At 73.1% G+C, this 13,040-nt stretch carries 6 protein-coding genes; 5 read left to right on the top strand and 1 reads right to left on the bottom strand.

The window, feature by feature from the left end; all coding sequences use genetic code 11:
* A partial coding sequence (locus AAHZ94_RS16245; RefSeq protein WP_349993598.1) for a hypothetical protein occupies nt 1-181 on the bottom strand: 181 nt, incomplete at its 3' end.
* Nucleotides 182-377: 196 nt separating this feature from the next.
* Here AAHZ94_RS16245 and AAHZ94_RS16240 point away from each other — a divergent pair.
* The 5 genes from AAHZ94_RS16240 (at nt 378) to AAHZ94_RS16220 (ending at nt 12,859) form a co-directional block, all read left to right on the top strand.
* Complete coding sequence (locus AAHZ94_RS16240) at nt 378-776, top strand: GntR family transcriptional regulator (protein WP_349993597.1); 399 nt, start codon at nt 378-380, stop codon at nt 774-776.
* A 504-nt stretch (nt 777-1,280) separates the two neighbouring features.
* Complete coding sequence (locus tag AAHZ94_RS16235; RefSeq protein WP_349993596.1) at nt 1,281-2,435, top strand: glycoside hydrolase family 113 protein; 1,155 nt, start codon at nt 1,281-1,283, stop codon at nt 2,433-2,435.
* 459 nt (nt 2,436-2,894) lie between these two features.
* Complete coding sequence (locus AAHZ94_RS16230) at nt 2,895-6,560, top strand: hypothetical protein (RefSeq protein WP_349993595.1); 3,666 nt, start codon at nt 2,895-2,897, stop codon at nt 6,558-6,560.
* Between the two features lie 3 nt (nt 6,561-6,563).
* Entirely contained in the window at nt 6,564-10,844 is a 4,281-nt protein-coding gene (locus tag AAHZ94_RS16225) for a hypothetical protein (RefSeq protein ID WP_349993594.1), read from the top strand.
* A 797-nt stretch (nt 10,845-11,641) separates the two neighbouring features.
* The gene (locus tag AAHZ94_RS16220) at nt 11,642-12,859 is read left to right on the top strand and encodes a S8 family peptidase (protein ID WP_502964690.1); all 1,218 of its coding nucleotides are present in this window, start codon (nt 11,642-11,644) and stop codon (nt 12,857-12,859) included.
* Nucleotides 12,860-13,040 lie beyond the last annotated feature (181 nt).

Genomic DNA, 13,040 nt, shown 5'->3' with positions numbered 1-13,040 from the left:
GGGGGGGGGGGGGGGGGGGGGGGGGGGGGGGGGGGGGGGGGGGCGGGGGGGGGCGCGGGGGGGGCCCCCCGGGGGGGGGGGGGCGGGCCCCGCCCCCGAAACGGCAGTCCGAGGATTCGTTGGCGACGTACCCGGAGCTCCGTTCGGCACCACGATCCCCTGCCGACCGGCGCTTCGTCATCAGCAATGAGTGCACCGATCATTGGCATTGCGTGCAGGCCGGGGGTGGCTGTCGGGGCGGTGCGCGGCGCGGCGGGCGGCGGCTTGGCGCGCGCCGTGTTACGGCACGGCACGGCCCGATGGCCGGGCGGCGCAAGGCCGCCGCAGGTCGGGCGGCGGGGCAGACATCGTCGCTGGCCGCGGGTTAGGTTCTCGGCATGGAGCGGATGCGAAGGCTGTTGCGGGCCGATGACGTGGTGGCGAGGGTGCGTCAGGACATCGCCGACGGGGTCTACCGGCCGGGTGACGAACTGCCGGAGCCGGCGCGGCTCGCGGCCGAACTCGGCGTACTCGACCGGTCGGTGGAGTCGGCCTACCGACAGCTCACCGAGGTCGGCGCGGTGGTGGCGAACCTGAGCACGGGCGGCATGGTGGTGGCTGACCCGACGTTGGACCCCACGGTGCGCGACCTGTTGCGGGCCGTCGCCGCGATGCAGCAGCAACTCGACCGGCTTGAACGGCGGGTGGAGGAGCTGAACGACCGGGTGGACACCGTGAGCCACAGCATTCGCGAAGCCCGCATCGAAGCGGTCCGGTGGACCGACCGCCGGGACTGAAGCGACCGCCGGAACTGGATCGCAACGGCCGTCGGAGCTGACCGCGCGCCGCCGGGGACGGTGGCTGGCGGGGCCGGGCCGCTGCGGTGGTCAGTGGTGGGCGGGTTGGGTTGTTGGTCCACGGTCCGTGGGGGAGCGGCGCCGGGCTCGCTGGCGCGGGCACGACCCCCGACCGATCCTTGCCCCCTCCCATCATCGACCCCACCTCACCCGACCCTCACCCCACCCCCGTTCCATCCAACCCAGCCTCACCCCCACATCTCACCCCACCCAACCCCCACTCCCTCCAACCCAACCCCACTCCCCAGCCTCACCCACCCCCCACCACATCACCCCCGACCCCCTCCCCGCGGGGCCCGTAAGCCACCCGTCGTCATCCGTCATCCCTTGGTCGCCGTGTCGTAGACCAAGGGATGACGCCGTGCGGCACCCCCGCTTCCGAGACTGGGGCGGGGCCGCGATCACCGGTGCGGCCGATGGCGGAAGCGAAGTGTGGGAGGCGCGGTGCGCAACGAGGAGATCAGCCGGGCTCGGTTCTTGGCCCTGACGGCGGCCGGCGGGGCGCTCGCCGGCGGGGCGCTGATGGGCGCGGGACCGGCGGCGGCGCAGCCGGCCGGGACCGCCCGGCCGACGGGCCCGGCGGGTGGGCGGCGCGGGCTGACCCACCGCGGGGTGTGTTACGAGGTGGGTGAGTCGCCGTTGGAGGTGGGGTGGACCCGGGAGCGGATGCGCCGCGACCTGCGCGCCATCGACCAGGACCTGCACGCCACCTCCGTCTCGGTGTGGGGCGACGGCGTGGAGGACCTCGCCGCCACCGCGGCCGAGGCGGCCGAGCGCGGCCTGCACGTGTGGTTGCAGCCGCGCCTCGGGGACTGCCCCGAGCGCGACATCCTGGACCACCTCGCGGAGACCGGCCGCCGCGCCGAGGAACTGCGCCGTGGCGGGGCCAGCGTCCACCTCAGCATCGGATGCGAGTTCGTCCTGTACGTGCCGGGCATCGTGCCGGGTGCCGACGCGCTGGAGCGGATCAAGAACGTGCTGGCCGGCAACTTCGATCCGGAGCTGATGGCGCAGCGGTTGAACTCCTTCATCGCCAGGGCCGCCGCGGTGGGCCGCTCCGTCTTCCACGGCGCATTGACGTACGGCGCGGCCTTCGACGAGGAGGTCGACTGGCGGCTCTTCGACATCGTCAGCGTCAACTACTACGAGTACCACCGCGACCGCGCCGACTACGTCCGCGAACTGAGCGCCTTCCAACGCTGGGGCAAGCCCGTCGCGATCACCGAGTGCGGCTCCTGCACCTTCAGCGGCGCGCCCGAGCAGGGCGGCATGGGGTGGACGGTGGTGGACTACGACGCCAAGCCGCCCCGGATCAAGGACGGGTACGTACGCAGCGAACGCACCCAGGCGGCCTACCTCAGCGAGGTGTTCGACGTCTTCGAGTCGATGGACCTGTACGCGGCGCTGATCTACAGCTTCGCCAGTCCGGAGATGCCGCACGTCGCCGAGCGCGAGTACGACCTGGACATGGCGAGCTACAGCATCGTCAAGACCATCATGCACCGCCCGGACGACCCGCATTCCGACTGGCACTGGGAGCCGAAGGCCGCGTACCACGCCATGTCCCGACACTTCGCACGGGCCGGCCGCTCCTGCTGACCCCTGCCGTCCCGACTGCCCTCGCCCGTCCCCACTGCCCTCGCCCGTCCCATGAGGCCGGGCCCGGCCTCAAGGGACGGACCCCGTCCTTTGAGACGGGCCCTGTCCTCCGGGGCCGCTCCCGTCTCCCTCGATGTTGAGCTGATCAACCGTCAATATCCTTGCCCGGGCCGCCGCTTGGTGGCCCGGGCAAGGTGTTTTGCGCGTCGGTACGAGGACAGGGCCGCGCCAGACGCACGGCGGACGGCCGCGGCGGCGCTCCGTGCACGATGCAGTCGGTTGTGCGGGCGCGCGGCGGGCTCCGCTGTCACCCGTTTGGCCACTACGCGCTCCGCGCCGTGCACGGTAGATAAGCGGTAGATGAAGAGTGCGCCCGCCCCCTGGTGGCTGGATTCTCGGGCGGGTGGCCGATCCCGTACCACCTTCACACATCCCCCAGCGCACGGCCCGAGGGGCATCATGACCACACCACCACCACTACGCGTCCTCCGCGGCACCGACCTCCTCGACCTCACCTTCGGCTCCGTCGGCCTGGCCATCGACAACCGGCTCGGGCGCCGGTTCCTGGTCCGCGCCGACGGCGCCACCGACGGCCTGCTGGTCGTCACCTTCGGCCCCCAACACGTACTGGAAGAGGTCTTCCAGGAAGAGAGCCCCACCCCACCGGCGAGTGCCCCCGTCGGCTCGCTCATCAGCGGGCGCAGCGCGCTCGTCTTCGAGGTGGGCCCGGACGAGTCCGTCGAGTACACCGAGGCGGGGCTGCTCGGCGCGATGCGGACGCTGCCGCTGCGCGTCGTCGACGCCGCCCGCGAGCCACAGACCCGTACCACCATCCGCTTCACCGGCCCCGGCGGCACCGGAGCGCGCACCGCTGACCCCGCCGCCCGGGCCACCGCGCTGGTGCGGCTGCTGCGCACCACCGCCGAACTCAGCGCACGCTACGGCACCGGCACCACCCTGGCGGCGGCGCGCGCGGCCGGTGCCGACGTCGAAACACACGCCGAGCCGCCCGCGGCCGGCGTACCGGTCGCCGTCCGGCGCACCCCACAGGACCCGCTCGCCGACCCGGCCCACCCCTACACCGGCATCGAACTCCCCTACCGGCTGCTGCTCTCCCCCTCGCAGCGAGCCCACTGGATTCACCGCGGCACCATCGACCCGGCGCCGGGGGAGCGGGTCGAGCTGTGGCACACCCGGTTCACCACGGAGCGGCCCGCCGACCGCACCGTACGCGCGGTGTGGAACCGCGACCGGGGCCCCGACCCCGGCGCCCCCGAGACCTTCCCGGCCACGCTCAGCGGCCGGAACCGCACCTCCCTCGTCGACCTGACCGCGACCGACGGCCTGACCACCCCCGAGGGGCAGCCGTACGTCCCGCGCCCGGTGAGCGTGGAGAACCTCATGCTGTCCGCCGTCGGCGGCTGGTTGGACAGCCTCGGCCAGTGGCCCGAGCGGCCCCAGGGCGTCACCCTCTCCGAATGGCGGCACCGCGCCACGCTCGGCCGTGACCACTACGTGCGGCTGATGTTCTCCGGCTTCCTGTGCCCCTTCGGCCACCGCGCCGACCTCATCCAGATCACCGAGCGCAAGTTCACCGACGCCCGCGCCGCCTACCTCTTCCAACGCCGCTTCATCGTGGTGCGCGAACCGCTGCGCAGCTACGACCCCGGGCGCGAACTGCCCATCGGCGACCCGGAGCGCGGCCCGCTGGCCAACGTGCAGTTCCCGTTCACCTCCGTACGCATCGACACGCTGGTCACCCCCAACCTCACCAACGACCTGCCCACCCCCGACTCCTGCGACTTCTTCCCGACCACGCGCGCCGAGAGCCCCTTCCGCTTCAAGATCACCGCGGTGGACCACCAGGGGCGCACCGTCGAGTTCCGCACCCCGCTCCGCTTCCTCACCGAGGACCGCAGCGCGGGCGACCAGCTCACCGCCATCGTCGACGCCTACAACGCGCTGGGCCCGCTCCCGCTGACCGCGGCCGACGCAGCGGCCGAACCGGCCCCCGAGACCCGGGCCGACCTGCTCGGCCAGGCCGTCGCACTGGCCCCGGGCAGCGAACCGGACGACACCAGCCTGGACGTGGCGCACCTGGTCTGGGGCGTCGCGGCGCCGCGCGGCCTGGCCAGCCCCTCGCTGCGGCAGGCGCAGTTCCTGCCGCAGGTGCGCTGGGCGGCCGTCACCGTCCCGGCCGTCAGCCAGCTCAGCGGCGACGTCCGCACCGTGCCGGTCACCTACGCCCAGCGGTACGTCCAGTCCGGCTTCCGCCAGGTCGACGCCGGGCTGCGCAAGGCCAACCGCGGCGAGGTCTTCCTCAACGTGCTCCCGGTGCTCGGCACCAACACGCCGCTGACCATGGACTTCTCCCGGCAGAGCGACCGTTCGGGCGGGCTGAGCGCGCCCAGCTTCGAGATCGCCGGGCTCTCCCGCAAGACGGGACCGGTCTCCGGGGTCGCGGCCGGCGGGGCCGACGCGCTGGAGTCGATCGCCGACGGCTCGTTCAAGCCGGCCGACTTCTTCCACGTCTCCGACGTCATCGGCGCGCTCGGCGCCAACCTGCTCGGCATCCTGCCGCTGGCCGACCTCATCAAGGAGGCCGGGCTCGACCAGCCGCTGAAGGTGCCGAACTTCTTCACCGAAACCATCAACGCCGTCACCGGCTTCCTCTCCGAACTCCGCCGCATCCGCGACCTCATCCAGAACGAGGCTGAGCGCTACCCGGCCGCCGGCCGGCGCGTCGTGGAGACCGCCGAAGCCCTCGTCAAGATCATCGGTGACTATCTGGCCCAGTCCCTCGCCGGCCAGCCCGGCCCCATCGAACTGACCGACGTCGACGCCGCGTTCAACGCCTTCGACACGGCCCTGACCGACCTGCTCAACACCCTGCCGCCGGGCGCCGACCAGGGGGTGCGCGCCCTCCTGGAGCGCGTCCGACAGACCGTTGCGACCTGGGCCAACGGGGCCGGTCAGGTCATCTCGCTGCGCGACGCCCTCCAGAAGGCCGCCCAGGGCGCCAAGCTCCCCGAGACCGTCAACGCCCGCCTGGAGTGGAACCCCGAGATCAAGGCGTTCCCCGCGGGCAACCCGGTCTTCGAACCGCACCAGGACAACCAGGGCCGCACCATCGGCCGCTTCTCCCTCGTCGTCGACCTGCGCGGCTCGCTCCGCTCCGACCTGACCGCGGGCGCCGACGTCACGTGCAGTCTGGAAGAGTTCGACCTCATCCTGATCCCCGCCTTCAACGCCATGCGGCTGAACTTCGAGCGCATCCGCTTCACCGCGCGCGCCGGCAAGAAGCTCGACGTGGACGTCGCCTTCCGCCGGGTGGAGTTCATCGGGCCGCTGTCCTTCGTGGAGACGCTGCGCCAGCTCATCCCCATCGACGGCTTCAGCGACCCACCCGGCATCCAGGTCACCAACAGCGGCATCGTCGCCTCGTACGCGCTGCCGCTGCCCAACCTCGCCGTCGGCGTGTTCAGCCTGGAGAACCTGCGGCTCGGCGCGTACCTGAACCTGCCCTTCATCGGGAAGTCGCTGGAGGTCGGGTTCTCCTTCTGCACCCGGCAGGCGCCCTTCCGGCTCACCGTCTCCATGCTCGGCGGCGGGGGCTTCTTCGGCATCGTCCTCACCCCCAAGCGGGTGGCCGTCCTGGAAGCCGCGCTGGAGTTCGGCGCCGCCGTGTCGATGAACTTCGGCGTCGCCAGCGGCAGCCTCTCGGTGATGGCCGGCATCTACTTCCGGCTGGAACTCGACACCGGCGAGGCCCGGCTCAGCGGCTACTTCAGGGCCCGCGGCGAAGTCGACGTCCTCGGCATCGTCTCGGCCTCCATCGAGCTCTACCTCGAACTCACCTGGCGCCCGGGACAGGTCTCGGGACGCGCCAAGATCACCATCAGCATCCACATCGGGTTCTGGTCCCAGTCGGTCACCATCGAGTGCGAGAAGACCTTCGTGGGCGGCGGCGCGCCCCCGCCCCCACTGGGCCCGCTGGCGGCGGCCGTCGAGCCCGTACGACCCCCGACCTTCGCCGAAATGATGAGCCCCTACCCCGACCCGGTCACCGGGGCCGAGCGCAACCCCGTCGACGAGTACTGCACCGCCTTCGCGGAAGTGAGCTGACCCATGCCCGAGTCGATCCGCTGGACCGTCCTGCCCGACGGGCTCACCTCCGACGCCAAACTCCGGCTGACCGTGTTGATCAGCCCGCGCCTGACCGGGGGCACCACACTCGGTGCCTTCGACCACTTCATCGACTGGCCCCACACCCTCGCCGGCTACGCGGCGGCGCTCCAGGTGCAGTTCAGGGCCGCCCCGGGCGGCACCGGCGCGACCGTCCCCACCAGCCCCCAGCCCGACCGTTACCCGCCGCCCGACAGCACCCTGTGGGGCCAGCTCTTCCCGACCAGCACCAAGGTGCACGGCCCCACCTTCGTCGGCAATGCGGCCGGCGTCGAACCCCTCACCCTGCGCTCCTTCCCGAGCCGGGCGGTGCACCAGCAGGTCACCACGTTGTACGAACGGGCCGGCACGGCGACCGCGGCCCGCCGCGCCTTCCCCGACCCCGGAGGCGAGGGCGCCCACCCGGGAACGCCGACCCACCACAGCGCCGACGCCACACCCCCACGGCCGCGCAACGGCAACGGCACGCCACCGCCGCCACCCCCACCGAGCTGGGACCACCCGCAGGAACACGACCTGACCGACCCGCTCACCGAGCAGATCCGGACGCTCGCCCGCTCCGTCGCCGCCAGCTATCCGAAACTGGACCGCCTCATCGGCCGCGACCCGTCCGGCGGCGTGGGTCTGACCTCGGAGGACAACCCGTTCCGGCCGCTCTACATCGACCGCTCGCACCCCGACTACGAGCCCTTCAAGAAGGAATTCGGCTTCGCCGAGGCGTACCGGTTCTACGACCGGCGCCCCACCGCGCCGAGCCCGGGCGCCGCCGCCGACCCGCCGCCCCCGCCGGTGACCGAGCCCGACTTCGACTTCCACTCGGCCTGCGCACTCCTCGCCGACTACCCCGAACTCCTGCGCCGCTTCGGCCTCGCCCTCGACCTGCTGGTCACCCCGCCCGCCGAACTCGCCGACCAGTGGCAGGCCCGCGTCACCTTCGGCCCGCCGCACGAAGGACTCAACGCGGACGAGGGCCTGCGCCCCTGGACCCGGCTGCGGTACGTGCCGGGGCAGCGCTTCGAGGCGTACGCGGCCGACGCCGGCCCGTACGGGCAGCGCATGCTGGGCCTCGGCGACGGCCGGGTGCACGTCACCGACCTGGACGTGGACGGCGCGGCGATGAAGTTCGTCGAGTTCTCCCGGATCTTCGACCAACTGGTGGACACCCCACCGGACCGGGACAGCGCCGTCGCCCCCGACTCCACGGCCCCGCCCGCGCTGCACGGCGCCGGCATCACCGTCCTGCTCGAAGGCCGCGACGCGGACCTCGCCGACCAGTTGGAGGCCGACGCCCGGCACGCCGCGGGCGTGGACACCGGCGGCGCCGCCACCCCCGCCGCCGTCCTCGACGCCGCCCACCTGGTCCGCGGCTACCGGGTGGACGTGGGCCTGGTCAACGACGCCACCGGACAGGTCACCCGCTGGTTCCCGCTCTGCGCCCGCACCGGCAGCTACGCCATCCGACGTCCCGGCAGCCCGCCGGTCGCCATCACGGCCCGGCCCGACGAGGGGCACGTCAAGGCCAGCACCCTCACCCAGGACCAGATCAACGACCGGCACCACTACGTGCACCAGGCGCTCTTCGGCTGGCACGGCTGGAGCCTGGCCGCACCGCCACCCGGCCGCACCATCGGCGTGGACGACCGGCCGCAGATCCCCAAGCCGCAGCTCTCCGCCGACTTCCCGCTCGACACCACCTTCCGCCCCCAGCGCGGCACCCTGCCGGCCCTGCGCTACGGACGCACCTACCGGCTGCGCGCCAGGCTGGTCGACCTGGCGGGCAACGGCCTCACCGTCGACGCCAGCACCGCCGACACCACTGCGACCGCGCCGCTGACCTACGGCCGGTGGGAGCCGGTGCCGCCGCCCGCGGTCGTACCCCGCTGGCCCTTCCTCGAAGGCGAGTCGGAACCGCGACTGGTCATCCGCAGCACCGTCGCCGACGACGGCACCCCGCTCCCCGCCGACCAGTGGGCGGTACGGCGCAACGCGGAGGTGCCCGACCACGAGCAACACACCCCCGTCGACCAACTCGACCGACGCTACCGGGCCTTCGACGAACGGCACCTCAGCCCACCCAAGACACCACTTCAGATGGCCGAGCAACACGGCGCGTACGACGCCGCGTTCGGACCGGCCAGGCCGCCCGCGCAGCGCCGGCAGTTCTTCGCCTCGGGCTCCCGCGAGGCCGGCAGCTACCTGGACACCAAGGTCAGCCTCCCCGAGGACCCCAGCCGGGTGATCGACCTCAAGGCACTGCGCGCCATCCACGTCGCCAAGCACAGTCCGCACGACCCGCAGCCGCTGACCACCCTGCCGGTGGCGCGCGGCGCCGGCCTGGCACCAGGGGAGTACGTCGTCCACGACGCGGCCCAACTCCTTCTGCCCTACCTGCCCGACGTACTGGCCCGCGGCGTCTCCTTCCGCGGCCTGCCCGGCGGCGCACTCAACGAGACGTACACCTTCCCCGGGCCGTGGCCGCAGGCCAAGCCGTTCCGGCTGAAGATCGAGGAGGGCAGCGGCCCGCCGCGCTGGCGCGACCTCATCGAGCGCGAACTGACCGTCTTCCTGCCCAAGGCCGAGGTCGCCACCGTACGGATGAGCTGCCGGCTGCGCCGCGAGGACCTCACCACCTTCCACAACTGGCGGCTGCTCATCGGCTCCGACCTGTGGAACGACCCCACCAGCGGACTGCCGGAGGAGAAGAAGGAGGAGCTGACGGCAGCCGCCGCAGACGGCGAGAACTGGCTGATCACCCCCTGGGTCGAACTGACCCTGGTGCACGCCGTCGAAAAGCCGCTGGAGCGCCCGGTCATCGGCGACCTGACCTTCGCCCGGGTGGCCGAGGAGACCTCGGCCGGGCTGCTCGGCAGGGTCCGCTGCCACGCCAAGAGCACCGGCCGCATCGACGTGGAGGCCAGCTGGCAGGAGTGGAACGACGACGTGAGCCAGCCGGCCCCGGAGCGCATCACCGGCTACGCCCACGTCGGCGACGTGACGGTCAGCGCCGCCCGCGACACGCCGTCGCTGGCCGGCGTGCGCCACGAGTTCCGCGACACCCGGCACCGCAACGTCACCTACACGCCGCTCGCCACCACCCGCTTCCGCGAGTACTTCCACCCGGCCATCACCAGCCGCCCCGAGCTGATCACCCGACGCGGCCCGGACAACCCGAGCCCGACGGGCCAGGGTTGGTCGGTGCCCAGCAGCCGCCGGCCCGAACCGCCCGAGCCCAGCCACATCGTGCCCACCTTCACCTGGGAGCGCACCGTGGACCACGCCGCGCACCGGGTCACCCGCACCCGGCACCGGGCGGGGGTGCGGGTGTACGTCAAGCGCCCCTGGTACGTATCGGGCGACGACGAACTGCTGGCCGTGGTGCTCGACCCGGGCAACGCCACCGCGCCCGCGCTCCCCGACCACCTCGTCACCCGCTACGGGCTCGACCCGGTGTGGTCCGAGGCGACCGCGCTGCCCCGGCTGACCCCGGCCAACTTCCCGAACGCACGGGCCACCGCCGTGGACCGGGTGCTGGCCGAGCAGGTGGAGGGCCAGCCGGCGGTGGTGTCGGTGGCCGCCTTCGCGCCGGAGTACGACGCCCAGCAGCGGCTGTGGTACTTCGACGTGGACGTCACGCTCGGGGCCGCGGCCGAAGCCCGGGCCTACTTCCCGTACCTGCGGCTGGCCCTCGCGCGCTACCAGCCGCACTCCGTGGACCCGCTGCACCTGTCGAAGGTGGCCGAGGCGGAGTTCACCCAGTTGGTGCCGGAGCGCACGGCGACCGCGACGATGGCCGCGGGCAACAAGATCCAACTGGAGCTTGACGGGCCGGTCGCCGCCAACTCGCTCGGTGAGCGGGCCGGGACCGGACTGCCCGCGGTGGCCGCCAGCCGCCGGGTGCGGGCCACCTTCCAGCGGCGGTCGGCCCTCGCCGGCGAACTCGACTGGGTCGACGTGGGCCCACCGGTGGAACTGGGCTGCGTCGCCAGGGCCGGCGGCGGCTTCGGCTGGACGGGCCTGCTCACCCCGCCGACCGCCCAGTTGGTGCCGCCGCTGGTCTACCGGCTGCGGATCGAGGAACACGAGCGGTACCTGACGGACCGGACGACGGCCACCGACACGGTCACCATCGGCGGCGCGGCGCTCCCGGTGGGCCAACGGCTGATCCACGCCGACCACTTCGCGCTGGCCGTCTCGCTGCTCGGGAAGGTCGTACTTCAGGAGTAGACGTCGTACTTCAGGAGTAGACGGGGCCTTGCGGCCGGGTGGGGACTGGTGGGTGGGTCCGTGCGACAGGGCCCACCCGCAGCGGTGCGCCGCGCCACCCGGCGGCGGGCATATCGAGCGGACAACGGGCACCAGCGCCCCACGGCGCAACCCGTCCCCGAGCGGGCGGCTGCCGCGACGTCGCGGGGGACGCGCGGCGGCACCGCTCGTACGCCCGGAGCATGAGTGGACGCGAGCGCGTCGACCGGGCCGAAGTGTTAATCCTTTGTTGCGGCAACCGGCGCACAACTGGCCTTGCGGAGTGGTCCCGTTCACTTTCCCGCGCCCCGTTGTGAAACACCCGCCTGCCCGTGGGCGGCGCCGTGACCACCACAGTTCGTACGGGAGGTGCAGGTCCGTGCCCCTGACCGACCCCTGTCGGGGCGGCTGGGGTCACCCCAGGGGGTCGTGCGGACGTGCATCTCTGTGGAAAACGGTCCCGCGGTGCGCCCTTGTGTCATGTACGCGGTGTGCGCCAAGGTTCAGCCACGGCAGCCCGCCACCCCACCGCACCGACTGCCTGCTCGGTGCCCGACCCCCACAGTCCGGCGGCTGCCGTGTGACGCCGCGACCCCAGGCCAGGGCCCCCTCCTGTGCCCTCGCCGAGTCGCAGCAGCACGGCCCGGGGACGACCGGCGCACCGCGCCACCGACCGGCCCCCACCGCCGGGCCCCCGAGCCCTGGGAGAACCGCGCACGCACACCCTGCACCCCCTGCGCGCGTACCGCAGCGCGCCACGATGAGGAGGAACCCTCACCATGGCAATACCGATGCGCACGTCCCGACTGGCCACCGCGATCACCGCGGTGGCCGCGGTCACCGCCCTCGGCGCGATCTCCGCGCTCCCCGCCGAAGCCTCGCAGGCCAGGGCGGCCGAAGGCCGGATCGTCGACGCGGGCCAGGCCGGCGCCGTCAAGGGCAGCTACATCATCACCCTCGACAAGGCCGCCGGCTTCACGTCCACCTCGGCCGAGGGCAAGAGCCTGATAGCCGAGTACGGCGGCACCGTGAGACACACCTACACGGCCGCGCTCAACGGCTACTCGGCCCAGCTCAGCGAGCGCGCCGCCAAGCGCCTTGCCGCCGACCCGGCGGTCGACCAGGTCATCCAGGACACCGAGGTGCACGCGACGGCCACCCAGAACAACCCGCCGTCCTGGGGCCTGGACCGGATCGACCAGGCGAACCTGCCGCTGGACCAGAAGTACACCTACCCCGACAACGCGGGCAGCGGGGCCACGGTCTACGTCATCGACACCGGCGTGCGCATCAGCCACCAGGACTTCGGCGGGCGCGCCGTGAACGGGTTCGACGCGGTGGACAACGACAACGTCGCCCAGGACGGCAACGGCCACGGCACGCACGTCGCCTCCACCTCGGCCGGCACGTCCTACGGCGTCGCCAAGAAGGCCAAGATCGTGGCCGTGCGGGTGCTCAACGACCAGGGCTCGGGCACCACCGCCGGCGTGGTCGCCGGCATCGACTGGGTCACCAAGAACCACAGCGGCCCGTCGGCGGCGAACATGTCGCTCGGCGGCGGCGCCAGCACCGCCCTGGACACGGCCGTCCGCAACTCCATCCGCGCCGGCGTCACCTACGCCGTCGCGGCGGGCAACGACGGCCGGGACGCCCGCAACACCTCGCCGGCCCGGGTGAGCGAGGCCATCACCGTCGGCTCGACCACCAGGACCGACGCCCGGTCGAGCTTCTCCAACTACGGCTCCATCCTCGACCTGTTCGCCCCGGGCTCCGACATCACCGGCGCCTGGCGCACCAGCGACACCGCCACCAACACCATCTCCGGCACCTCGATGGCCACCCCGCACGTCGCCGGTGCGGCGGCCGTCTACCTGGCCACCCACCCCGACGCCACCCCGGCCCAGGTGTCCACGGCCCTGGTCAACGGCGCCACCTCGGGCAAGGTGACCGGCCCCGGCAGCGGTTCGCCGAACAAGCTGCTGCGCGTCGTTCCGTAACGACCGACCGACCGACCCGGCACCTGACGCCGGACGCACCACCCGTGCCCCATCGGGCACGGACGAGGGCGCAAGCCCCGCAGACACCACACGGCGCCCCCCCCCCCCCCCGCCCCCCCGCGGCGGGGGGGCCGCGCGGGGGGGGGGGGGGCGCGGGCCCCCCGCCCCGCCCGCGGGGCGG

The organism is Streptomyces sp. HSW2009 (assembly GCF_040240285.1).
GTDB lineage: Bacteria > Actinomycetota > Actinomycetes > Streptomycetales > Streptomycetaceae > Streptomyces.
The sequence above is the reverse complement of the archived record's forward strand: the minus strand, read 5'-3'. Positions and strand labels throughout refer to the sequence as shown.

Bases quoted from the DNA above. Each gene is read 5' to 3' on its own strand.
- AAHZ94_RS16240 (WP_349993597.1), top strand. From the start codon at position 378: ATGGAGCGGATGCGAAGGCTGTTGCGGGCCGATGACGTGGTGGCGAGG.
- AAHZ94_RS16230 (WP_349993595.1), top strand. From the start codon at position 2,895: ATGACCACACCACCACCACTACGCGTCCTCCGCGGCACCGACCTCCTC.
- AAHZ94_RS16225 (WP_349993594.1), top strand. From the start codon at position 6,564: ATGCCCGAGTCGATCCGCTGGACCGTCCTGCCCGACGGGCTCACCTCC.
- AAHZ94_RS16220 (WP_502964690.1), top strand. From the start codon at position 11,642: ATGGCAATACCGATGCGCACGTCCCGACTGGCCACCGCGATCACCGCG.